The 24,774-nt window shown below is 42.8% G+C and carries 24 protein-coding genes, 1 pseudogene and 1 other annotated feature; all 25 genes and pseudogenes read right to left on the reverse strand.

Going from position 1 to position 24,774, the window contains the following annotated elements; translation table 11 throughout:
• Positions 1–11: 11 nt before the first annotated feature.
• Complete coding sequence (gene pyrR, locus SLU01_RS02020; RefSeq protein WP_147054797.1) at positions 12–554, reverse strand: bifunctional pyr operon transcriptional regulator/uracil phosphoribosyltransferase PyrR; 543 nt, start codon at positions 552–554, stop codon at positions 12–14.
• A gap of 207 nt (positions 555–761) precedes the next feature.
• Entirely contained in the window at positions 762–1,667 is a 906-nt protein-coding gene (locus tag SLU01_RS02025; protein ID WP_147054799.1) for an RluA family pseudouridine synthase, read from the reverse strand.
• Positions 1,667–2,143 carry a signal peptidase II gene (gene lspA / locus SLU01_RS02030; protein WP_147054801.1) on the reverse strand — a complete coding sequence of 159 codons (477 nt, stop codon included), beginning with the start codon at positions 2,141–2,143 and terminating at the stop codon, positions 1,667–1,669. Before lspA ends, SLU01_RS02025 begins: the two co-directional genes overlap by 1 nt.
• A gap of 138 nt (positions 2,144–2,281) precedes the next feature.
• Entirely contained in the window at positions 2,282–5,044 is a 2,763-nt protein-coding gene (gene ileS, locus SLU01_RS02035) for an isoleucine--tRNA ligase (protein ID WP_147054803.1), read from the reverse strand.
• Between the two features lie 38 nt (positions 5,045–5,082).
• Positions 5,083–5,298, reverse strand: a binding site (T-box leader).
• Positions 5,299–5,354: 56 nt separating this feature from the next.
• Positions 5,355–5,861, reverse strand: coding sequence for a DivIVA domain-containing protein (locus tag SLU01_RS02040; RefSeq protein WP_147054923.1), 507 nt, complete (start codon positions 5,859–5,861; stop codon positions 5,355–5,357).
• Between the two features lie 90 nt (positions 5,862–5,951).
• The gene (locus tag SLU01_RS02045; RefSeq protein ID WP_147054805.1) at positions 5,952–6,728 is read right to left on the reverse strand and encodes a YlmH family RNA-binding protein; all 777 of its coding nucleotides are present in this window, start codon (positions 6,726–6,728) and stop codon (positions 5,952–5,954) included.
• Positions 6,729–6,767: 39 nt separating this feature from the next.
• A complete protein-coding gene (locus SLU01_RS02050; protein WP_147054807.1) occupies positions 6,768–7,058 on the reverse strand; it encodes a YggT family protein in 291 nt (96 codons plus the stop codon).
• 25 nt (positions 7,059–7,083) lie between these two features.
• Positions 7,084–7,371, reverse strand: a pseudogene (locus SLU01_RS18420) (cell division protein SepF); the annotation flags it as partial.
• 173 nt (positions 7,372–7,544) lie between these two features.
• The gene (locus SLU01_RS02060; protein ID WP_147054811.1) at positions 7,545–8,240 is read right to left on the reverse strand and encodes a YggS family pyridoxal phosphate-dependent enzyme; all 696 of its coding nucleotides are present in this window, start codon (positions 8,238–8,240) and stop codon (positions 7,545–7,547) included.
• 71 nt (positions 8,241–8,311) lie between these two features.
• Complete coding sequence (locus SLU01_RS02065; protein WP_170232551.1) at positions 8,312–8,554, reverse strand: PRC-barrel domain-containing protein; 243 nt, start codon at positions 8,552–8,554, stop codon at positions 8,312–8,314.
• A 77-nt stretch (positions 8,555–8,631) separates the two neighbouring features.
• Positions 8,632–9,411, reverse strand: a complete 780-nt coding sequence (gene sigG, locus SLU01_RS02070) for an RNA polymerase sporulation sigma factor SigG (protein WP_147054925.1) — start codon at positions 9,409–9,411, stop codon at positions 8,632–8,634.
• A 96-nt stretch (positions 9,412–9,507) separates the two neighbouring features.
• The gene (gene sigE, locus SLU01_RS02075) at positions 9,508–10,218 is read right to left on the reverse strand and encodes an RNA polymerase sporulation sigma factor SigE (RefSeq protein ID WP_147054815.1); all 711 of its coding nucleotides are present in this window, start codon (positions 10,216–10,218) and stop codon (positions 9,508–9,510) included.
• The gene (locus SLU01_RS02080) at positions 10,208–11,062 is read right to left on the reverse strand and encodes a sigma-E processing peptidase SpoIIGA (RefSeq protein ID WP_170232552.1); all 855 of its coding nucleotides are present in this window, start codon (positions 11,060–11,062) and stop codon (positions 10,208–10,210) included. The genes sigE and SLU01_RS02080 overlap by 11 nt, the downstream gene beginning before the upstream one ends.
• Before the next feature lie 294 nt (positions 11,063–11,356).
• Positions 11,357–12,514, reverse strand: coding sequence for a cell division protein FtsZ (gene ftsZ, locus SLU01_RS02085; protein ID WP_147054818.1), 1,158 nt, complete (start codon positions 12,512–12,514; stop codon positions 11,357–11,359).
• 40 nt (positions 12,515–12,554) lie between these two features.
• On the reverse strand, positions 12,555–13,838 hold the full coding sequence (ftsA, locus tag SLU01_RS02090) for a cell division protein FtsA (RefSeq protein WP_147054820.1): 1,284 nt from the start codon (positions 13,836–13,838) through the stop codon (positions 12,555–12,557).
• Between the two features lie 94 nt (positions 13,839–13,932).
• Positions 13,933–14,304 (reverse strand): small basic family protein, encoded by a 372-nt coding sequence (locus SLU01_RS02095; RefSeq protein ID WP_147054927.1) that lies wholly within the window; start codon positions 14,302–14,304, stop codon positions 13,933–13,935.
• Between the two features lie 2 nt (positions 14,305–14,306).
• On the reverse strand, positions 14,307–15,026 hold the full coding sequence (locus SLU01_RS02100; protein WP_147054822.1) for a DUF881 domain-containing protein: 720 nt from the start codon (positions 15,024–15,026) through the stop codon (positions 14,307–14,309).
• A 27-nt stretch (positions 15,027–15,053) separates the two neighbouring features.
• Complete coding sequence (locus SLU01_RS02105) at positions 15,054–15,758, reverse strand: DUF881 domain-containing protein (protein WP_246110839.1); 705 nt, start codon at positions 15,756–15,758, stop codon at positions 15,054–15,056.
• Positions 15,751–16,545: a cell division protein FtsQ/DivIB gene (locus SLU01_RS02110; RefSeq protein WP_147054824.1), complete on the reverse strand. Its 795-nt coding sequence runs from the start codon at positions 16,543–16,545 to the stop codon at positions 15,751–15,753. Before SLU01_RS02110 ends, SLU01_RS02105 begins: the two co-directional genes overlap by 8 nt.
• Positions 16,546–16,560: 15 nt before the next feature.
• Positions 16,561–17,652, reverse strand: coding sequence for a putative lipid II flippase FtsW (gene ftsW, locus SLU01_RS02115; RefSeq protein ID WP_147054826.1), 1,092 nt, complete (start codon positions 17,650–17,652; stop codon positions 16,561–16,563).
• Between the two features lie 35 nt (positions 17,653–17,687).
• Positions 17,688–19,037, reverse strand: coding sequence for a UDP-N-acetylmuramoyl-L-alanine--D-glutamate ligase (gene murD, locus SLU01_RS02120; RefSeq protein ID WP_147054828.1), 1,350 nt, complete (start codon positions 19,035–19,037; stop codon positions 17,688–17,690).
• A complete protein-coding gene (gene mraY / locus SLU01_RS02125; protein WP_147054830.1) occupies positions 19,038–20,012 on the reverse strand; it encodes a phospho-N-acetylmuramoyl-pentapeptide-transferase in 975 nt (324 codons plus the stop codon).
• Positions 20,013–20,168: 156 nt separating this feature from the next.
• Positions 20,169–22,010, reverse strand: coding sequence for a penicillin-binding transpeptidase domain-containing protein (locus tag SLU01_RS02130; RefSeq protein WP_147054931.1), 1,842 nt, complete (start codon positions 22,008–22,010; stop codon positions 20,169–20,171).
• A gap of 131 nt (positions 22,011–22,141) precedes the next feature.
• Complete coding sequence (locus SLU01_RS02135) at positions 22,142–24,352, reverse strand: penicillin-binding protein (RefSeq protein WP_147054832.1); 2,211 nt, start codon at positions 24,350–24,352, stop codon at positions 22,142–22,144.
• A 35-nt stretch (positions 24,353–24,387) separates the two neighbouring features.
• The gene (ftsL, locus tag SLU01_RS02140; protein WP_246110840.1) at positions 24,388–24,765 is read right to left on the reverse strand and encodes a cell division protein FtsL; all 378 of its coding nucleotides are present in this window, start codon (positions 24,763–24,765) and stop codon (positions 24,388–24,390) included.
• Between the last annotated feature and the right edge of the window lie 9 nt (positions 24,766–24,774).

The raw sequence follows: 24,774 nt of genomic DNA on the forward strand, positions 1-24,774 counted from the left end.
CTATCTTGTTTTTATTTTGTATGGATTGTCACGCCGTCCGTTCCATCTTCCTCAATAACATTTACGACGATCCGCTCTTCACTTGATGTTGGAATGTTTTTTCCAACGAAATCAGGGCGGATTGGCAATTCACGGTGACCTCTATCAACAAGTACTGCTAGCTGTATCGCAGCTGGTCTTCCTAGATCGATGACCGCATCCATCGCAGCTCTCACCGTTCTCCCTGTGTAAAGAACATCATCGACAAGGATCACTTTCTTTTCTGTCACGTCATGTTGGATGTCGACCTGGTGAACTTGAGGTTCCTTGTTCTCGTGTTTAAGTTGAAGGTCATCCCTGTATAACGTAATATCCAACTCACCCGTCTTTATCGGCTTCCCTTCAATTTGCTTGATTCTTTCCGACAACCTTCTAGCAAGTACAGCCCCTCTTGTTTTAATGCCGACAAGAATGCATTCATCGATTCCTTTGTTCTTTTCGATAATTTCGTAGGCAATTCTTGTCACTGCCCGGGAAATTGCCTGTTCGTCAAGAATAACTGCTTTTTCCGTCATGTGAATTCCTCCTTTTAGACAATAAAAAACCCTCTTGCCAGTATGGCATGAGGGTACAGGTGCAGAAAAATACGTACCGAAGGATAGCGCGCAGCTATTCTACTGTACTTCCGTGCAACCTTCCCAGCCTCTCTGGACTGATCTTAAAGGTGTCGCTATTCATTTCATTGATTAGTATAGTTGCCGGGTTTCACTTTGTCAACGTTTTTATGCACGCATTTTTTCAATCAATGTCTCAAACTCTTCCGGCAAAGGTTGCGTAAACTCCAAATATTCACCAGTGCGCGGGTGTTTGAAGCCGATTGTACCCGCATGCAATGCTTGGCCGTTGAAGTCTATTGTCTTTTTCGGGCCATATTTTGGATCCCCTGCAAGCGGATAACCGATATACTTCATATGCACGCGTATCTGATGGGTTCTTCCGGTTTCCAGACGGCATTCAACCAATGTGAAATCACCAAAACGGTCCAATACTTTAAAATGGGTGATCGCATGCTTCCCTTTATCAGCGACCGTCATGCTTTGCCGATCTTTTTGATCTCTTCCGATCGGAGCATCGATCGTTCCTTGATCATGAGGGATGTGTCCGTGCACGAGTGCGGTATATACGCGCGTCACCGATTTATCGACGAGTTGATCGACAAGCGATACATGTGCCTGATCATTCTTGGCGACCATGAGCAAACCAGAAGTGTCTTTGTCGATCCGGTGGACAATTCCAGGGCGCATGATGCCATTAATTCCAGATAGGTCTTTCACTTGATGCATCAAGCCATTTACAAGCGTGCCCGTCGCATGCCCAGGCGCCGGATGTACAACCATTCCTCGAGGTTTATTCACAACAAGTACATCCGCGTCTTCATAGACGATTTCCAAATCTAGATCTTCCGCAACAATGTCAAGTTCAACGGGTTCAGGCTCCATCACTTCGATTGCATCCCCCGTTTTCACTTTGTAATTCGGTTTTACAATTCCATCATTTACGAGAACTGCCCCGTCTTTCACCCATTGCTGGATTTGTGTGCGCGACCAATCGGCATTGATATCTGAAAGAACTTTATCGATTCTGCCTTTAGCATGCTCTTCTGTTATTACAATTTCGAATGGTTCCATTATGCCACCTTATTCCTGTTCTTTTTTTCATCCATAATGACATGGATGATGATGAGGACAACGCCTACTGTTAAGGCTGCATCCGCTATGTTGAATATGGGAAAGTCATAATTGATGATCGGAATGAGGACATCCACAAAATCTACAACTTCCTTCCTCCATACTCGATCGATGAAATTCCCAATAGCGCCACCCAATAAAAACATTAGACTTATACCAAATAATTTACTGCCTTTCGCTTCCTTGTGGAAAAAATAGACGATCCCGCCAACGACAATTATTGTGACAATATAGAACAACCACATTTGTCCTTCTAGCATTCCCCATGCCGCGCCTTTATTACGATGCGACAACAGCCCGAAATAAGGTTCTACTATAGGAATTCGCTCACCGAGATTCATGTTTTGCACAACAAGCCATTTTGTCAGTTGATCGAGCAATATTAAAAAAATCGCTAATCCATAATAAAGTAACAATCCAAAAACCCCCGTCCGACAGTGTCCGTTCCATTTTACCACAAAACTAACCATACAATGAAATTGCTTCAATTGAATTAAAAAAACTGTTGCAGCGATGGTGATAATTCACCGTTGCAACAGCTTTTACCAAATTTATTATTGATAATATTCTTTCACGACTTCTGCACAACGAGAGCATAAAGTAGGATGATCAGCGTCTGTACCTACAGATTCTGAAATTGTCCAGCATCGATCACATTTTTCGCCTTCAGCTTTCTCAACAAGAACAGTAGCATTATCGAGTTTTAGAGCTTCTGCCGATAATTTAGTTTCTTCACCTTCCTCGAATTTAGAAACAATGAAGAATTGTGCGTAATCGATATCTTCTGCCGCTAATATTCCAGCCATTTTTTCCGGCAAGACAATCGTCACTTTAGCCTCAAGTGATTTACCGATCACTTTTCCATTACGCGCTTCTTCGAGTGCTTTCAACACGTCATCGCGTACAAGCATCAATTTGCTGAAACGTTGACGAAGTGCGGACGCCTGCTCGCCAAGATCTTGAGCTTGCGGCATATCCGTCAGCTGGATGCTTTCCTCTTCAACATTGTCAAGATAAGCCCATAACTCATCAGTTGTATGCGGGATGATTGGCGTCAAAAGCTTAAGCAACGCTATAAGTGAATCATACATGACCGTCTGCATCGCACGTCGGTGTGGATGGTCAACGCCTTCGATATAGACGACGTCTTTAGCAATATCGAGATAGAAGGAACTAAGGTCGCCAGTACAGAAATTATTTACTGCATGATAAACGCCAGCAAATTCATAGTTCTCATATGCTTCAAGAACATCCTTGATCAAATCCTGCAATTTCACATAAACATACTGATCGATTGGACGCATATCTTCGAACGCGACACGATCGGTTGCCGGATTGAAATCTGACACGTTGCCGTGAAGGAAGCGGAGTGTGTTTCGGATTTTACGATACACTTCCGATACTTGCTTGAAATTCGAATCGGAAACTCGGACATCAGCCGTATAATCGACAGAGGATACCCAAAGACGAAGAATATCTGCACCTAATTGATTCATCACTTTTGAAGGTACGATCACGTTACCGAGCGACTTACTCATCTTGCGTCCTTCCCCGTCCAATGTGAACCCATGGCTCAAAAGGCCTTTGTATGGAGCAATTCCATTGATGGCGACACTTGTCGTCAAGGAAGAGTTGAACCAGCCACGATATTGGTCGGAGCCTTCGAGATACAAATCTGCCGGATAGACGAGATCATCTCTTTCCACCAATACGCCTTGGTGTGTAGAACCTGAATCGAACCAAACATCCATAATATCCGTTTCTTTTGTAAATTGTCCGTTCGGGCTGCCTTCATGCTTGAAGCCTTCTGGAAGCAGTTTTTTTGCTTCCCATTCAAACCAGATATTTGAGCCGTGTTCGCGGAATAATTCAGCAACATGCGCAATCGTTTCATCTGTAAGAATAGCTTCTCCGTTCTCCGCGTAAAATACGGGAATCGGAACTCCCCATACACGTTGGCGTGAAATACACCAGTCGCCACGGTCGCGCACCATATTAAACAGCCGCGTCTCGCCCCAGGAAGGCGTGAACTTCGTCTTACGGATTGCTTCCAGCAATTCTTCACGGAATGACTGGATGGACGCGAACCATTGAGCAGTCGCACGGAAGATGACCGGTTTTTTTGTACGCCAATCATGTGGATACGAGTGGGTAATGAATGAAAGCTTCAATAATGCGCCTTCTTCATCCAATTTTTGCGTCACTGCTTTATTCGCATCTTCATAGAACAAGCCTTCAAAGCCAGGAGCTTCGTCCGTCATGACACCACGGTCATTGATTGGGGATAATGCATCGATGCCGTATTGCTTCGAAACGTAAAAATCATCCTCACCATGACCAGGAGCCGTATGGACACAACCTGTACCTGCTTCAGCCGTAACATGCTCACCTAACATGACCAACGAATCACGATCATAGAATGGGTGCTTCGCAATTACTTTATCAAGATCCGATCCTTTAATTTCATTTACAATTTCATATGATTCCCAACCGATTTCTTTCGCAACAAACTCCACAAGATCTTTCGCTAGTAGGAATTTATTCCCGTCCACGTTGACGATCGAGTAAGTGAATTCCGGATGGACCGAAATACCGAGGTTTGCAGGAATCGTCCAAGGAGTCGTTGTCCAAATGAGGATTCGAACATCTGTGTCTACAATGCCTAAACCGTCTTTAATTGGAAATGCGACATAGATTGAAGGGGATTTTTTATCTTGATATTCAATTTCCGCTTCGGCAAGGGCAGATTCACTTGATGGGGACCAGTAAACTGGTTTCAATCCTTTGTAAATATAGCCTTTTTTCGCCATTTCGCCGAACACTTGGATTTGTCTTGCCTCAAATTCAGGCTTTAACGTAATATACGGATTTTCCCAGTTTCCACGGACGCCAATACGTTTGAATTGTGAACGTTGACTTTCGATTTGACTGTATGCATATTCCTCACACATCTTCCTGAATTCAGCAACGGAAAGTTCTTTACGATTGACTCCTTTGTTGACGAGAGCCTGCTCGATCGGGAGGCCGTGCGTATCCCAACCGGGCACGTATGGCGCATGGTAGCCTGTCATTGATTTATGGCGTACGATCATATCTTTGAGTACTTTGTTCAAAGCGTGGCCCATATGCAGGTCGCCGTTTGCGTATGGCGGACCGTCGTGAAGGACGAAGAACGGGCGCCCTTCTGTACGCTTTTGAACTTTTTGATAAATGTCCATTTCTTCCCATTTTGCCTGCATATCCGGTTCTTTGTTCGGCAAGTTCCCACGCATCGGGAAGTCCGTTTTAGGCATGAGCAATGTGTCTTTGTATTCCATACTGTTTCCTCCTTAAAATAAAAAAACCCCGTCCCTATGAAAGGGACGAGGGATTATTCTCGCGTTACCACCCTAGTTGCAGCAAAATTCTACATACTGCCTCTCAGATCACCATAACGGGGTGCATCCGGGATTGATTTTGGTCAATCCGGCTCTAGAGTGATTTTCGTTTCCGATTCATCGGCCGGGCTTTCACCATCCCCGGCTCGCTTAAACGTGTATGCGGAAAGTACTCTCTCTTTCAATGCCTTTATATGCTTATATGGTCATTATTATATGTGTGAATGAAATAGAATGTCAAGCATCCTCGTCATTCTGCATCTGCAGCAGACTCAAGATGTTCTGTGACCGGCTCATATTCAAGAAGTTTTTCCCAATCGTCTGTTTTAATTAAATCCAGTTGAGCTTCAATCAGCATTCTGAATCGGTTTCTAAACACTTTCGATTGTTTTTTCAAGTCTTCAATTTCCATCGCAATCTTCCTAGCCCTGGAAAGTGCTTCATTGACGATGCGGTCTGCATTCTTCTCCGCTTCTTTAACGATCAGTTTAGACTCTTGCAACGAGTTCCGGCGAACGTCTTCAGCCGCCTCCTGTGCAATCAAAATCGATTTCTGCAATGTTTCTTCAATTGAATTAAAGTGCGAAATCTTTTCCTTAGTATCTTTCAGATTGCTTTTCAAAACCTTATTCTCTTCGAGGACATTTTCATAATCCTTCATGATTTGCTCGAGAAACTCGTTTACTTCATCTTCGTCATATCCACGGAATCCACGGCTGAATTCTTTATTATGTATATCAAGCGGTGACAATGCCATCTGCTGTTCCTCCTCTTCAAATCTTCTTACTCCCATTATACATATACGCTGACGATAAAACAGCAGTTTTTCAATTGGTTGTCTGAAAAATCATTCTAACTTACCAATCAGCAACCGAATTTTGTCTTTACGTGTCCTGCCCTCTATCGAAATCACTTTGAAACGGCCCGATCCTCTTACTGAGAGTATGTCCGATTCATTCACCTCAAATGCTTGCTGATTGCGAACGACATGATTCACTTTCACTTTGTCATTTTGAATGAGCGAGGCAGCTTTTTGACGGGGACAGTTTACTAAAGAGGCAACAAGCGTATCAAGACGCAATGAGCTGATCGTGTGAAGCTCTTCCTTCCAAGTTTCCGCCATTATAATTAGCGCTTCAGATGAACTTAGCTCTTCTACACGCACTTTGGATTTCCCAATCGATGTCAAATTCGTTTTAAGATAATCCTTCATTTCCTCAGCCGCCGCAAATTGTGCGATGCCTTCCTCCAGGCGGATATCTCCGAATTTTGAACGGTCAATGCCTAGTGCCATAAGGGATCCAAGTATATCCCGGTGCTCGAGTGACATAAATTTTGCAGGATACTTCATTGAAAGGACGGTTACTTGGAAATCCTCAGGCACCGGCTCATAATACTCCGGGTAAATCAAAGCCCGTTGACGCTCTGGCTCCGTAAACACACCGTGAACCTCAAACTGCAGGCCGGAGCTTCTAACAATGGAACCCAATATGAAAATCTGTCGCGGATCGAGAAAACCGGTAAGTTTAGGAGCATACGTATCCTCGACTTCCCGAGTCCAGCCAATTACCATTTCAATAAAGGGCTGCTCGTCTCTTCTAAAATGCTGTATGATGGACTCCATCTTTAACGACTCCTTATTTTACTACCTTTGAAAAAAACCTCACATGAGTGAGGTCATAATTAGTCTGTACACTTCAAATACGCCTCTTGTGATCAAGTAATTTAATACAAAGATCGCAACAATCGGCGAGATGTCAATCATGCCTAGTGGCGGAATGAATCTCCGGAAAAAGCCTAAATACGGTTCTGTAATTTTACCTAAAAATATCCCAAACTTTGTTTCCCTTGACGCTGGTACCCATGACATTAAAATGTAAATAATGAGGAGTATCATATAAAGATTTATCGCTCTAAAAACGATACCAAAAAATATATCGACTGCTTGTATCATATCTGTCTGTACACCTCATTCAATTCTATCTTTCAAAAAAATCCGAAATGTTGCCAGCTACCTCAACGTTTTCGGGCACGCATAAGAAGATGTCAGTACCGATTCGCTGAATATCTCCTCCAAGCGCATAAACGGTGCCGCTCAAGAAATCAACAATCCGGATTCCTTGATCCCTTTCAATTCTTTGTAAATTGACGACGACTGCCCTTTTATTCTTCAAATGCTCCGAAATATCCTGCGCTTCAGCATAGACACGCGGTTCAAAAAGGACCACTTTCGAAGACTTCTGAATGCTTTGCAAGCTGACAACCGTTCCCGGCTGTTGCTGTGTTTCCGCAATTTGCGGCTTCCTTGCGGCCGTTCTTCTCGGCTGTGTCTCTTGAATCGGTTGCTGTTGCTGCTGTTGCTGTTCACGAACCGGCTGCTCCTGTTGGAATTCCTCTTCTTCATCAAGATAGAACCATTTTTCAAATCTTCTCTTAATGCTCATCCGTCTCCCTCGCTCTCCGTTCCGACTAATGCGGTTCCGATTCTAACGTGAGTTGCGCCTTCTTCGATTGCGATTGTATAATCATTTGACATCCCCATGGATAATTGTGTACATGGTGCATGGTCCATATTTTTAGCTGCGAGATCGTCACGAAGGTTACGTAATGATCGGAACACAGAACGGATCAACTCCTTATCCTGTGTAAATGGAGCCATCGTCATCAATCCAATAACACGGATTTTATCAAATTCAGTCAATTGCCGGATGAATTCTTCCAGTTCCTCGGGTTGAAGTCCTGATTTGGATGCTTCACCAGACACATTCACTTGAACAAAACAATCAACCTGAGATGACGCACGCTTTTGAATCTCCTTAGCAATGCTCATTCGATCCAAAGAATGAAGAAAATCTATTTTATCAATGATATCCTTCACTTTTCTGCTCTGAACATTTCCGATAAAATGCCAGTTGACGTTGTCCATTTGAATTCCTTCTTGTTTCGTCAAAATTCCTTCCGGGCGGTTTTCACCTAAATCCAGAACGCCAATTTCAATGACTTCCTGCGCTCTTTTCGTGGAAACTTGCTTTGTTACGGCTATGACAGTAACATCTTCCCGTTGCCTTTCAGAACGAGTGCAGGCGGCTTGAATCTCTTCCTCTATCAGTTGTAAAGAATATTGAAGTGTTTCCATTACAATCACTACTTTTCTGCTTACTTTGCTTTATTGTATCAATTGAGCGGACACATATCAATGATAAGTCTTCATTTATCAGTCTTTTTGCCCACTAGAACGATATCTTTACCGATTGTTAGTACATCTTCATACTTTATTTGCTTCAAATCCTTTATCTTTGTATCTAAAAACATTGTTCTTTCTGCTCCTCCTATTTGGAGCGTGTCTATTTTCCCGTTTTTCATATCAATTGAAGCATCCTGTACGAAACCTAAAAATGACCCCTTTTTTACTTCGATCACTTCTTTCTTCTGTAAATCTGAAAACTTCATCCCCATTCCTCCTTTTTACAGGATATGCATTTTGGCAAGAAAAAAAAACGCAATGCACGAGCATTGCGTTCCTGCCATTACTTATTTTCCATTCCATCTCGAATGATTTGAATTGCATTTTTTTCTAACCTTGAAATTTGGGCTTGCGAAATACCTAACTCCTTCGCAATTTCGGTTTGTGTCTGTCCTAAATAAAAGCGTTTGGAAAGGATCAATTGTTGCCTTTCGGTCATCTCTGAAACCGTTTCTTTCACTGACACATACGTGAGCCATCGTTCTTCGGACACCTTTTTATCTTGTAACTGATCCATGATGTACACTGGATCTCCGCCATCTCCATTCATCGGTTCGTGGAGAGACATCGGATCTTGTATTGCGTCCAAGGCAAATAGTATATCGTCTTCCGGGATACCTGTTACTTCCGCCAAATCCGAAATCTTTGGTTCCCTTTGATGATCATTTACAAACTGTTCTTTTGCACGAATCGCTTTATAAGCTATATCTCGAAGCGATCTGGATACCCTAATAGCATGGTGATCCCTTAAATGTCTTTTAATTTCGCCAATGATCATTGGCACGGCATATGTCGAAAATCGGACATTATGTTTCAAATCGAAGTTGTCAATGGATTTCAATAAACCGATACAACCTACTTGGAAAAGGTCGTCCGCTTGTTCCCCCCTATATGCAAATCTTTGGACCAGGCTTAGGACAAGCCTCAAATTCCCGATGACAAGTTCTTCCCTTGCCGATTCGTCACCACTCTGAAGCCGGATAAACGTTTCTTTCATCACTTCATTCGTCAGTAATGGCAAATTGGACGTATCGATTCCGCAAATTTCCACTCTTGTACGCATCATTCGCTTTTCCTCCGCATTCTGTAGATGACTGTACGAAATAGTTTGTCCTCTGTATTGCAGAATATGCGGAATTTGAATCGCCAATTTCAACCATCAGGCAATAGGATGATTTAATCTATCTCGTAATTCCGAGATAATTTTCTTTTCAAGACGTGATATATAGGATTGTGAAATGCCCAGTAATTCTGCAACTTCTTTTTGCGTCATTTCAATATTTCCTGTTAAACCAAAGCGACATTCCATAATATAACGCTCTCTTTCATCCAAAGTGCTAATTGCCTCAATCATATGCTGTCTCTCTAATTTCTTTTCAACGTCGTCAATAATAATATGTTCATCCGTCCCCAATATATCCGACAGCAGTAGTTCATTTCCATCCGCATCTGAATTTAACGGTTCATCAAAAGAGATTTCCGATCTAGTACGATTAGTTTTTCGTAAATGCATCAGAATTTCATTTTCAATACAACGAGAGGCATAAGTCGCCAATTTAATATTTCGATCGCTTTTAAATGTTTCGATCGCTTTTATAAGTCCGATTGTACCAATGCTAATTAAATCTTCAATATGGGTATTCGTATTGTCAAAACGTCTTGCAATATATACAACAAGTCTTAAGTTTTTTTCTATCAGTGTATCTCTCGCATCCATATCCCCTTCCATGAATGCCCTGATTGCCTTTGCCTCCTCTTCCCTGGATAATGGCTTCGGAAGAGATTCATGACCTCCGATATAATAAGTACCACTTCTTTTCCTAAAGAAGCTTTTAATGATCGATATCCATTTTTTCATTTCATGCCACATGTTCCGTTCCCCTTTCGTTCGTAATTATTTCCAATGCGGAGGCATGCAATATGGCACCCGCGCCTTCAGGATAACGATTATCTTGTTTTGTTAGAACAATATAACCAGATGGCAACTCACTCCCTTTCCCAATGACCCATTTTTCAAATTTAAACCCAACTGCCCATGATGTGCCTTGAACAGTTTGTAACCGAATGAGACGCGTATCTTTCTGGTACGGCTTCGGAATTGCAGAAAGTTGTGGCATGCTTTGGCTATTCCATTTTTGCAATGGTTCTTTCAACTGAGCAGGAAGAATCTTTTCCACTGCTTTCAATGATACGAAATGTACAGCATCTCCTGTTATCGGTTCGGTACATCGATTTCCTGTATCAATGAATGTCGGAATATTGATTGAACCATTCCAAATTGCCAATACGGATTCGGTCGAATATGACGATAATTGTCGGGCCGTTCGTACATCCAACCACTTCGTCTTCAACAAATTTAAAAAAAGATAAGCAAGAAGTGCACAAATGAAGACGGTGACCAAAGCATTCGAAAACATGAACATATCCGTGAATACCGTCAATGCACCGCCAGCAAAAAGCGCGCCAATCAGTACAATGAGTGAAGGACTACCCCATGAAGAAAAGGACAAACCAAAGGCGCAAATCACCATTAGGAGAAAAGCGAATACGATGGCGAGAGGAGAGCTAGGAAAGAGGGTGACTGGTAACGCTCCAATGAAGGAAGCCAATAATAACCGGCTCTTCTTAGCTTGTGCCTTGCCCATTCGATTGGCAAAAGACAAAATCGCAAAATTAAATACGGTATTGATTCCGATAATGATTTCCCCATACATCGGCCTGCCCTCCTTGAACGTAAGGATAACATGCCAAATCTGCAATGTTTGTCGGAATAAGGATGAATAATTAGTAAAAAAACGACAATAATCGAAAGCGAAGGACGCCTGCCTAGAGGCGACAGGCATAAGGCGAAGATGTGAAGTGGCGTTCTTTGCCACGTAGCAGCTTTGACTTATGACCCCGAGCCTCTGGCGTCCGTAGCTGGATGATATCGAAAGCAAAGGGCGCAAAAAAAGCACCATGGCTTGTCCATTGGACTGCCGTGGTGCTTCTTAAATTCAGTACTAGTGTTATCTCCTACGATTGCGAAGGAAAGTCGGAATATCCAGCGCTTCGTCTTGTTGATTTCCTTGTTGTTGTCTTGTCGGCTCGGGTTGTTGGAACTGTTGCCCGGACTCTTCCCTGCGACTATGAACCGGTTGAGCGGGTTGAGATTCACGTTGGCGCGTAGCCCCGAATCCAGGATTTCTTGAAGCCTTTGTTGGATTTAACTGTTCTTCATTAAACCCTGTTGCAATGACAGTCACGACGATTTCATCTTTCAAATCATCATTGATGACAGAACCAAATATCATATTGACGTCTTCATCAGAGGCAGAAGCTACAATATCCGCAGCCTCTTGCACTTCAAACAGACTTAAATTGGATCCGCCGGTAATATTCATCAATACACCTTTAGCGCCATCGATCGATGTTTCTAAAAGCGGGCTGGAAATTGCCTTTTTGGCAGCTTCTGCAGCACGGTTTTCTCCGGTCGACATACCGATTCCCATTAGAGCGGAACCTTTATTGGACATGATTGTCTTCACGTCTGCAAAGTCCAAGTTAATAAGACCAGGAACGGCAATCAAATCTGAAATGCCTTGAACCCCTTGACGAAGAACATTATCAGCTTCTCTGAAAGCTTCTAACATCGGCGTATTCTTATCAACGATTTCCAGCAACTTATCATTCGGTATGACGATTAACGTATCCACAGATTCTTTCATTGCTGCGATGCCACCGATAGCCTGTGTGGAACGCTTCCGGCCTTCAAATGTGAATGGGCGCGTCACAACACCTACTGTAAGGGCACCAAGATCTTTCGCCACCTGTGCGATGACAGGCGCGGCACCAGTACCAGTACCTCCACCCATGCCTGCCGTTACGAAGACCATATCAGCTCCGCGAAGAGCCTCTTCAATTTGCTCACGGCTTTCTTCAGCTGCTTTTTTCCCCACTTCAGGATTTGCACCAGCACCCAGGCCTCGAGTCAATTTCGCTCCAATTTGCAACTTCACTTCAGCCTCAGATAAGTTTAATGCTTGAGCATCTGTATTGACTGCAATAAATTCTACACCTTGTACACCGTGTTCAATCATTCTATTGACGGCGTTATTACCACCACCACCAACTCCAATCACCTTGATGACTGCGAGTGCATCGACATTCGTATCAAAATCCAGCATTTTCTCTCCTCCTAATCCCTATCTGACCGTTTTTATCTGGTCACTCAAAAAATCCATCGAAAAATCTTTTAGTCTTGTTCATGAAGCTAGTTTTTCTTTCTTTTTCCTTTGTAACAACCTTCTTTTTAGGTGAGGCTTGATAATCCAGATCACTAGTTGTTGCTGCAGTTTGAGTTTCAGCTGTAAAGCCAAAATAAGTATCTTCCATATTAGCATACCGGATAAGACCTACAGCAGTCGAATACATCGGTTCCCGGATGCCAATATATTCAGGTGTATGGATGCGGACCCTCGTCTTCAACACATGTCTTGCAAGTTGCAAGATTCCTTCAAGTTTCGTCGTACCGCCAGTCAGTACGACTCCACCCGGTAAATCATGGATTCCCATACGGAAGAGTTCTTCAAGAACCAAATCGAATAACTCTTCTAATCGTACTCCAATGATTTCCGATATGTATCTCTGACTATATTGATCTTTCGAATCAGCCCCGATAACTGGAACTTCAAAAAGGTCATCGTCTGATGCATCATCATAGAAAGCATGTCCATATTGATGTTTTATCTTCCTGGCTTGTTCGGTTGGAGTCTTTAAAATGATCGACAAATCTTTTGTAATATGATCTCCACCTACTGGAATTACAGAGGTTGAAATAAAACGATTATCACCGAAAATGGCAATCGTTGTTGAACCACCGCCAATGTCGATAAACGCAGTACCATGATTCATCTCGTCCTCAGTCAATGCGAATGTGCCTGCTGCAAGGGGCTGCAAATAGATTTCACGAATGACTAAGCCTGCCCTTTCGACGCAGCGTAAAATGTTATGCACCAATGTTTTAGAAGTAGTGATAAGCGTTCCGTCCATCTCAAGTCGAACACCGATCATACCGCGTGGATCTTTTATTTCATCATAATCGTCCACAATGAATTGTTTCGGAATGATATTGACGATTTCTCTTTCCGGGGGAACTGACATGACTTGAGCGGATTTCATTACGCGTCCTAAATCATCGTCCGTGATTTCCCTGTTTTCCGAATTGACAGCTACTACACCTTTAACGTCTTGCAGCAGGACTCCATTTGCAGGAATGCCTAAGACGACTTCTCGGATTTGCATGCCTGTCATCCGTTCAGCTTGTTCAATCGCTTTACGAATAGATTGGACAGTGGCATCAATGTCAATAATGGTTCCTTTACGAATACCCGCCGATTGGACGTTTCCGACTCCAATTACGTGGAGAGATCCGCCGTCCACTTCGCCGATCAGCACTTTGACTGACGAAGATCCTATATCAAGTGATACATATGTTGTAGATTGACTCAATTTCCGGCACCTCCCATTGCAGTCCTTATCTTACATTCTATTGTATTATAGTCGTATTGTCTAAATATTTTCTCCATACATTGCTCATTTCCTTTCATTCCTGCACTTTCGTTTCAGAAACTTTACTTCGCTCCGACCACTTTGAAAGTAAAACCCGTCGAATGACAGCGATATTCTGAAACAATCTCACGCCAAACGCGAAAACGGCAGCTAAGTATAAATCTACTCCAAGATGTACCCCAAGGAAGGCTAATCCAGCAGCTAGCGCTATATTGAAAAAGAAACCTGATATGAACACCTTATCATCGTAAATCTGTTGGAGATGTGCTCGAATCCCTCCGAAAAGCGTATCTAGAGCAGCTAATACAGCAATGGATAAATAATTGCTATATATTTGTGGAATTTGAATATCTGATAACAGACCAAGCGAAACTCCAAGTATCAAACCAAGCAACGGCAACCACATTGTCATTCCCCTTTCGTCTGCTCTTCCAAGTACAGATTTTCAAATTTTTCCGGCCAACCATGTATCATCAAATCTTTTACCGGTTGATTGATGTCCAGTACAAGGTTGTCAAGGTAGAAATCATCATGGATGGACGAAGCTAATAAATAATTATAAAGCTTTTCACTTTCTGACATAGTTGGTGAAATGATTTTAATCTTAAATGGTGGTGTCGAAACATTAAGCCCATTTACTGATGTCGACCCATTAATGACTCTAATCGAGCTCATCACTGTATAACGTTTTCCATCAATTTCCATGTCGATCCCTTTAAAGCGATTCACATCATTGACAAAACGCGTTAATAAATCGGATGAAATACTCGTGATTGGTATTCCATACGCGATACTTTCTGCTGATGGCCGAACTTCGATAACTATACCCGGGCCAGTAATATCTGTAGTACCGGCTTTTCGGCGTAACTTGTCCACAGTATCGTTCAAGGCTTTTCCGGCGCTCGCTTCACTTAGTGATTGATAGGAAGATATTGTATTATCCAAATCACGTATTTCAGAAAGAAGCTCAGAATGGAGTTTTTTCTCTTCTGCCAATTCTTGTCGAATTGCCCATATATCCCTTGTATCACGTGTCTCAGGATACTCCATCGTGTTATATTGAACGGCAATCATAAATCCGATTAGCAGGAGGACAACTGTAAATTTCCAATTGATTGCCTTATTCATCAAACACCCTCCTTCTTCAATGATTGCTTATGACTCGTCCCTTAATGCAGGTAGCCTGATATCCCTCATCGGTTCCATCGTAACGACGATATTTTCGTAAACTAGGCCGTCAATCACTCCCCCGCTCAAATTTAAAGACGATGAGAGAACTTCTGAATCCCCAATTGCTTCAATGACAAATGGAGCAGGAAATGTCCGGCCGTCGATCTTTATGACAGGGCCCGTACATTTTATATACGAATTCGAAGAAATTCTTTGGCCATTTATTGCGATTCCTTGCGCTCCTGAAATTTTCAATTCATTCACAACCCTCAATACATGACTTTCATGGACGATATAATCATTTGGGTTCTGTTCTACAGGATCATAATCTCCATCCATTAATGTGACACGGACACCCGATCCAGCTGCTGGGATAACCCCTAGAAGTAAACGAAGATCTTTTGCTTCATTCACTAGGAAAGAATGGTTGTCCTCATTTTCCGAAAAAGATTTTTCGAATTTATGGATTTCAACTTGTTTCGACTGGATTTCATCAGCTAGTTCTTTATTTCTTTCCTTTTGAGCAATCAATTCGCCACGGTATTGTTCTTCCTGTTGGAAAGTCGGGGACTGAGCTGATTCGCTATTGTCTTTCCCTAAAGTGCGATAAGAAAATGCAAAGATGAAACCGAGCACGAGGAAAACTAGTGAATATAAAAGGTAGTTGCCCCTTTTTTTATCCTTACTCATTTTCTTCGCCATCCTCATCACCTTCCCCTTCCTCTTCCCCTCCATTTCCGTAAACTTCATTGTAGGGTGAAAAAAACGTTCCGACTTCCATGTCGATTATACCCTTTTCTACATCCCCTAATTGTGATGTAATTTCTGGGTAATAATCCATCTTCTCCGCAAATGTCTGTATAATGGCATGCACTTCGTATCCATCATCCATATAAACAGTAATCGTGTCTGGGTCATTTTCTGTCCCTGTATAGATAATTTCAGATATAAGGCTCCGAACATCATCAGACATTTTCAACAACTGCGATGTCAATTTCTTCCTTACCTTCAGGTTATCCATATTATTCAAAATAGGGACATTCGGATAGTTGATATTGCTTGAAATGATGTCACTATTTTCGAGCAAAAGAACAAACTGACCTTTTTCCTCCACATACGCTACCGTCTTCCACTCACTTACCGAGATATCGATGTCCCTTAACCATTTCCTTTTGACAGAGACTTTACTGACGCCTTTAATCTTCAAAAGTTCATTTTCCACGTCTTCCGTGTCGAACCCCCAATAAGAGCTCCCTTCAAGAATCCCACTTTTTTCGAAGTAAAACTGCTCATCATGCAACTCGGCACCACGGATAACAATCTCTCCAACTTTGCTTAACGGGGATTGAAAGTATAACAATACGAGAAGGGCAGCGCAAAAAACGACAATAATGAATAGAAATTTTTTATTCGTCTTCCTTCGTCGTTTTTCTCTCATGGATGGTATACGTTCTTCGATGTCTATCACTTTATCCATGTGCCAACCCTCCGATCAACTTCTTTTTTTCAAAAATGCAAAGTGCAATATGATCCCGGCAGCCATCCAAGTAGTAAGCAATGATGACCCGCCATAACTGATAAATGGCAATGTTACCCCCGTAACTGGCAGTAAACCCGAGACAACACCGACATTCAGAAACGTTTGAAATATAATCATGGAAGCCATTCCCGCAGTAATTAGAAAAGCTTTAAAATCATGTGTACGGATGGCAATTCCAAATGCAGAAATGAGCAATATTGAAAATAAGAGTAGAACAAATGCAGCTCCGATAAATCCTGTTTCTTCCGCAATGATGGAAAATATGAAATCATTTTGCGGTTCGGGTAAGTACAAGTATTTTTGTCGGCTATTGCCGTACCCGTGACCGAATAATCCTCCCGGTGCTATTGCAAACAATGATTGAATCGCTTGAAAACCTGTTCCAAGCGGATCATTCCAAGGGTCTATATAGGATTTGATCCGTTCAAGCCGATAAGGTGCTGCCGCAATTAATGCAATGAAGGCACCAACACCTGTAAAGCCCAGAACAGCGAAAAAAGATAATGGATATCCTGCCAAAAAAAGAATAACAAACGCTGAAACAATCATGATGACTGCAGAACCAAGATCGGGCTGCATCATAATCAATGCGGCCGGTAAAAGGATAAGCGTGAAATGGCTCAATCTGAATGGGCTTTTCCCAGCAGACTGCTTCATATTGCAAGCCAGTTTTCCTATCAATGCCACTTTGACGAACTCCGCCGGTTGAATGCTGAATGGACCTAATGCAATCCAACTTTGTGAACCGTTTCTGACAGCACCAATTCCCGGTATCATGACAGCAACCAACATAATGATTGTTATGTAATAAAAGGCGGTCCAAAACGACTGACTGGACGTCCACGATCCTTTCATCAACATGAATGCCACAAATATCGAAACCGCCATATAAATGCCTTGTTTGACAATGAACGGGGAGGAATCCGCATAATGGACTTGCCCCCAATAGGAACCAGCCGAATGTACAAACACTAATCCAATGATTGACAGTGCCACTGCCGAAATGATGAAGGCAGTCTTTAATTTCTGTTCCAGTGAACGCATCCTTCCGTCTTAGTGTTCAAGAAGTAAACGATGATTTATAATCTTCCTACAGCTTCAATAAAAGCATCTCCACGTTCTTCAAAGTTCGGGAACTGATCCCAGCTCGCACATGCAGGAGAAAGAAGTATTTGATCACCCTGAATCGATATTCCATAAGCTTCTTGTACCGCAGCATCCATCGTTTGTACCTTTTTGACAATTGGCACCCCGCATGATTCAGCAAACTCGATAAGTCTATCGGCAGTTTCACCAAGTGCCACAAGGGCTTTTAATCTTCCCATGTATGGGCGGAGTTCTTCGAATGAATGTCCCCTATCCAACCCGCCCGCAATTAGAATGACAGGTGGCTGGAAAGAAGACAAAGCACTTTTCGTAGCCAGCGTATTCGTCGCTTTGGAATCGTTGTAAAAAGTCCGGCCTTTCAATTCTTTCACAAACTGCATCCGATGCCTGACACCCGTAAAAGAACTTAAAACATTTTCGATAGTTTCCTTATCACAATCCATTAAAATGGCCGATGCTGTTGCCGCCAATATATTTTCCAAGTTATGTTGACCTAGCAACTTGATGATGGAACGCTTCACGAACGGCTCTCCTTGCCAATAGATCATTTCATCATCCGCAGAAATGCCGATTGCCGATTTTCCCTTTAAGGAAAATGGGATTTTAGTAGCATTTGACTGATCGATATACGGCCGCATTTCCGGTTGATCGGCATTGTAAATGAAGAAATCTTCTTTTGTCTGGTTATTCGTCACCTTCGACTTTGCGATCGCATAGTCTTCAGGGGTTCCATGATAGTCAATATGGGCATCATATAAATTTGTCCAAACAGCAATTTTAGGACGGAATTTTTCAGTTCCCGCCAATTGGAATGAAGAAACCTCCATAACGATAAGCTCATCTTCTTTTGCTTTTTCTGCCACCGAGCAAGCAACTGTGCCAATATTGCCAGCGATAAGTGGCTTTTTTCCGCCAATGTTCAAAATATGATAAAGAAGGGTCGTTGTAGTTGTTTTTCCATTCGACCCGGTAATCGCTATGATAGGGGCCTCGCTTACTAAATAAGCAAGTTCAATTTCAGTCCAAATCGGTATCTTTTTTTGAACCGCCTGTTGAAGAACTGGATTATTATAAGGGATACCGGGATTCTTCACAATTAATTCAAACCCATTATCCAAAATTGATTCTGGATGTCCACCGCAAATAACTTCAATTCCTTTAGAACGAAGAACTTCGGCTTCCTTGTTTCCTTCTTCGGGAGACGAATCATTGACTAAAACATTCGCGCCTAGTGAATGAAGCAATTCTGCTGCAGCAAATCCACTTTTAGCAAGACCAAGCACTAGCACTTTTTTACCCACGAATTCATTTTGATTCCTCAATTACATCACCTCCCAAAGTACGGGGACGATTGCAGCCAAGAGAGCGACTCCCCAGAATACAATAACGATTTTCCACTCCGACCAGCCGGATAATTCAAAATGATGGTGGATCGGGCTCATTTTAAAAACCCGCTTTCCTGTCAATTTAAAACTGGTCACTTGAATCATGACGGATAAGGTTTCAATTACATATACAATTCCTATGATCAGGAGGAGAAGTTCCTGCTTCACCAGGATTGAAAGCATTGCAAGCGTGCCTCCTAGCGCCAAAGAACCTGTATCCCCCATGAACACCTTCGCAGGCTTCATATTGAACAGTAGAAAGCCTAGCATCGCGCCTGCTACGACAAATGAGAATATCGCAATATCATATTGCTCGTATACGAGGCCATGCACTCCAAAAGCCGCGAAAGCGATTGTCGAAGTTCCAGCAACAAGCCCATCCAACCCATCGGATAAATTGACCGCATTTGAAAATCCGACAAGCCAAAAAATGAGAAATGCGACGTAGAAAATACCAAGATCCACAGTGAAATTCGTAAAAGGGATTAGGATGGTCGTTTCAAAAGGTCCCATTTTTAATAGGAAAAAGGCTAGAATCGCGATGATGATTTGGCCGATCAATTTTTGAATAGACGTCAATCCTAAATTCCTTTTCATGACGACGATGATGAAATCATCCAAGAAGCCGATGATACCAAAGCCGGCTAGTACAATCATCAATACAATTGTCTGAGTTGTTAGTACGTCTTCTAGTATGTATGATAGGACAAGCATCGTAATGATAATGGATCCCAGGAAAATAAGGCCGCCCATTGTAGGCGTGCCCGCTTTTTTCTTATGCGCTTCCGGACCTTCCTCCCTGATGCTTTGCCCGAATTTCATTCTTCTGAGCAGAGGTATGATGGCGGCGCCGATAAGTGCAGTTATAACGAATGAAACGGCGATAACCGTAATTGTCGTGACGAGTGTCATAGTATGTTCTCCTTAACTGTTTTGAAACTGTTTTAGTTTGTCTAGCTACAGGCGCTAGATACTTGGGTCATAAGTCAAAGCTGCTCTGTGGCAAAAATCGCCACGCCGCATCTTCGCCTTATGCCTGTCGTATCTGAGCAAGCGCCTTTCGCTTTTCTATTCTTCCGTATAAACATGTATAATGTCGTCTACTGACATTACTGAATCAGGGACTGGCATTTGGTATTTGATAACTTCTCCTTCACCATGCCACTGTATACGATATGTGTGAAGTTGGCGGGCGACCATTCCTTTTGTCATGCCAGTCAAATCAGGCACGCGATGTGTAATGGGGTCTCCCCAACGATACTCCTTTTCAAGCTGTCCATCTCTTTTTTCTATTCCTGCCAGCGGCGCGACCTCTTCGATGATCCTGCCGACAATCGGCGCTGCGATGACGCCACCAAATTGAACAGAGTTTTTCGGACTATCGACCGCAATGTAAACGAGTAATTCAGGATCATCAGCGGGTGCAAACCCTATGAAAGAAACAATATAATCTCCATCACGGTAAGTTCCATCCACGACTTTCTGTGCAGTCCCGGTTTTCCCACCAACTCGTAAGCCATCATTGAACGCATTCCTTCCAGAACCATTGGCAACAACTGACTCAAGTGCCTCCCTAACTTGGGCGGAAGTTTCCTCGCTGATGACTCGGCGTTTTATCTCCGGTTCGAAAGACTGTAATGTCTCTCCCTTATCATTCTTTATTTCCTTTACAATATACGGACGATATAAATTACCGCCATTGATGGCTGCTGCGACTGCTTGAACTTGCTGGATCGGCGTAACTGAAATCCCTTGGCCAAAAGCAGTGGTCGCTTGTTCAACAGGTCCGAATGCCTCTTTTGAGAATAAGATCCCTTTCGCTTCACCCGCAATACCAGAGCCGGTCGATTCACCAAACCCGAAATCGCGAATGTACTTGTTGAGCCTGTCGCCTCCCAATCGTTGACCAATTTCAATAAAGCCTGGGTTGCACGAGTTTTCTACGACTTCCAAAAACGATTGATGGCCATGTCCTTCTCTTTTCCAACACCTTAGCCGTGCATTTGCAACCATCGTATAACCTGGGTCATTGAAATGGTCGTTATGAAGGTCGACAACACCCTCTTCCAACCCTGCTGCAAGCGTAACGATTTTGAATGTAGAACCGGGTTCAAATGTCATCCACACCGGCAAGTTCCGATTATAGATTGCTTGATCCGTATCCTGGTATTCAGCGGGGTGGAAAGTCGGCATCGAAACGAGCGATAGAATTTCTCCTGTTTTGGGATTCATAATAATGCCGAGCGCTTGCGTGGCATCGTATTTTTCCAATGCTTGGAGGAGTTCCCGCTCCATCACCTTTTGCATTCCAAGGTCGATTGTCAATTCAATAGACGCACCGTTATCCCCAGTTTGAAAACCGTCATCGACATGTGGCAAGGTAACTCCTTTTGCATCTGTATATAAACGGATTTTGTCGCCGGTACCTTGCAAAATCTCATCGTAGGCGTACTCGATCCCTGCCAATCCAAGGCCATCATAACCCGTGAATCCAATCAATCTGGACAACAACTCGCCATTCGGATAATTTCTCATATAATCCACACCGGTATACAGACCTTCGATTTGGAGCTTTGAAATTTCATCTGCCTGTTCTTGTGTGATATTTTTGCCTTCCGGCGCCAACTTGACCATATACTCTTTCTTCGACATCTTTTCAAGGAGCTCGTCAGCATCGGCATTCAAAATGCCAGCTATTGCCGCTGCCGCTTTTTCCGGTTCCTTATTCTGGGATGGCATAAAATACAGCGTCGGAGCAAGTTGATTGCCAACGATCAATTCACCGTTTCGATCTTGGATTTCTCCTCGTATTGCCCCAAAAGGGATTTCTCTGTCCCAATTCTCTTCCGCACGCGCTTTCAACCATTCATGTTTGATGATTTGTACATGGAAGAGCTTTGCTGCAAGCATGGCAATTGAAATTAGAAATATAACAAAAACTGCCCGCAATCTCTTCTTTGATTGCAAATCGGCAAATTTACGCAGCGCCCCACACCTTTCGTTTTTCTATCAACCTATGAATTGATGCGGACAGCTATACATCATCCTCCGATTATCTCCTCTGTTTCTTCGCCTTCTGTTTCTTCATCCACGGTTTCAACAGGAGTATGTTGAATGGCAGGTGATTGTAATTGGAGTACAACAGGATCATCCTTAGTGACGTTTGCCCCTTCGGATAAACTTTGTTCAACTACATATCCATCTCCATTCAAACGGATATCAAGCCCTGATAACATTCTAAATGATAATACCATTTTTTTCGACCACCCGGAAAAATTTGGAAGGGTCGTATTGCCACTTGTTTCCAAAAGAACAATGGTATCTTTATTTAATTTCGTGCCCTGCCCCGGATATTGGCTTTTCACTTCTCCGCCTTCACCAATTAATACTGGGGAAAATCCTTGTTGTTTAAGCGACTCAATTGCGTCGGTGGAATCTTTCCCGACAAAGTCTGCTAAAGGAATCGTCATCGTACTCTCGTTGTCCTCGGGTACAATATTCATGTATTTCAAGCTGCTTTCCATAATGGATGTGAAAAGCTCGGCAACCGGATCAGAACCGTACTGACCCATCTCCAGTTTAGGTTGTTGGACAATTACATATGTTAATAACTGGGGATCGTCGATAGGCGCCATTCCGAGGAATGAATAAAGATAATTCCCATCCCCGGACAAATAGCCACCATTCTTCTTAGGTATTTCTGCAGTTCCGGTCTTTCCGCCGACGGAGTAGCCAGTCAATGCGAATTTTTTTCCCGTTCCTGCCTCAGAAGTTATAGTAGAAGCTAAAATTTCCCGGACTTGCTTTGCAGTATCCGCTGAAATAGGCGATTTCCGTTCTTCCGATTTATGGTCTTCTTCTATTTCCTCTGTATTCGGATTTACAATTTTATCAATGACATACGGTTTCATCATCTTGCCATCGTTTGCAATCGCTGTTGCCGCTTGAATCATTTGGATCGGCGTCACTGTAGAACCTTGGCCGTATGACGTTGTTAGCCTCTCACTTGGATTTATATCCAATATAATGCCTGAAGCTTCATTTGGTAAATCAATCCCCACTTTTTCACCAAACCCGAAGCCACGCAAATATTCGATGAATGTTCGATCGCCCATCCTTTCCAAAAGATAGGCCATGGAAACGTTCGAAGACCTTTGGAAACCTTCCAAGAAGGAAATTCTACCCCAGCCCGTACGATTGACATCTCGAATCGTTTTATCATAAATCGTATACTGCCCTGACTGGTATTCTGCGAATGGATCCCATTTTTTCTCTTCAATTGCTGAAGCCAATGTGAACATTTTCATTGTTGAACCTGGTTCAATTGTGTTTTGCACCGCATCATTCAGCCAGTTTTCCGTTAATCCTTCGCGAGTTGCCGGATGAAATGAAGGTCGTTGGCTCATCGCATAGATTTCACCAGTCTTCGGATTCGTAACAACAACGAGCATTTTCTCTGGCGAGTATTTCTCATTGACTTGGTTCATAGCATCTTCTACGAAGTTTTGAATCGTTTTATCGATCGTTAGTTGAATCGTCTTGCCATCTTGGGCCGCAACAATTTGCTTTTCAGTTTTCGGCAAAATATAGCCCCAAATATCTGTTTTATAATCCATTTTACCGTCGACCCCGGTCAATGCTTCGTTATAGGTTTGTTCAAGCCCCATTTTACCGACAGTCGATACTTTCCCGTCCTTATCTTCTTCGCGCATCGCGAAGCCGATCAAATACGAAGCGAAATTCCCATTTGGATAAAACCGTTTTTTATCTTCGATGAACTGAAGGCCAGTAACTCCTTCTTCTTCAGCAGCCTCTTTGATGGCTAACATCGTTTCATGGCTTATATCCCGTCCAGCTTTCCCGAACTCGATCTGATATGTCTCATATGTGTCTGTATTCCTGCTCACTGCCTTATCCCTGATTTCTATCATCTTTTCTTTCTCCATCGGGATATACTTGCTCAACAATTCCGCAGCTTTATTGAAATCAGTGACATGCCTAGGCTCTTTCGCTCCCTTTTCAGTCGCTTTTTCACTCAATATGGCAATTAGCCGGTAACTCAATGTATCAGAGGCGATCAACTCTCCATTACGGTCGATAATTTTACCTCTCTCCGCCTTTAAAACTGCTTCCCTCGCATATTTGGCCTCTGCCATGACAGCCATTGGTCTTCCCTCTGCCTGTCCCGTTATTTGGATGCTCAGTAATCGGGTGAATAAAAGAAAAAAAAGCCCTCCGAAAAATACAAACATCAGAAAGGCTCCCCATTGAAATCGAAACTTCTTTTTCATCGTCCAGGCACGACCTTTACGTTTTTCTCGTTTAGATTCAAGCCGAGCTCCTTCGCTTTATTCCAAATCACTTCGTATGTAGATTTCTCGCTCACTTGGATGGACAATTCTGTATTCTGTTTTGTAGTTTCTACAATTTTATTGTTGATTTTTTGTACTTCCTTGTTCGTGTCGTTAATTTGTGCTTGTGTATGCAAAATCATTGTAGAGAAAATAACGAGAATTGCTGTAAACAGCACGAACAAGAACTTTTCTCCCTTGGAGATAAGCTTCCTGGAACGGCGTACCGGTTGAATCTCAGTTGTTTTTGGTGATTGCGGTGTTTCAATTTCATGAATCGTATTCATCTGGAATTTTCTCTGTTCCAATGCCATCTAACAATT

Source organism: Sporosarcina luteola (assembly GCF_007991495.1).
Lineage (GTDB): Bacteria > Bacillota > Bacilli > Bacillales_A > Planococcaceae > Sporosarcina > Sporosarcina luteola.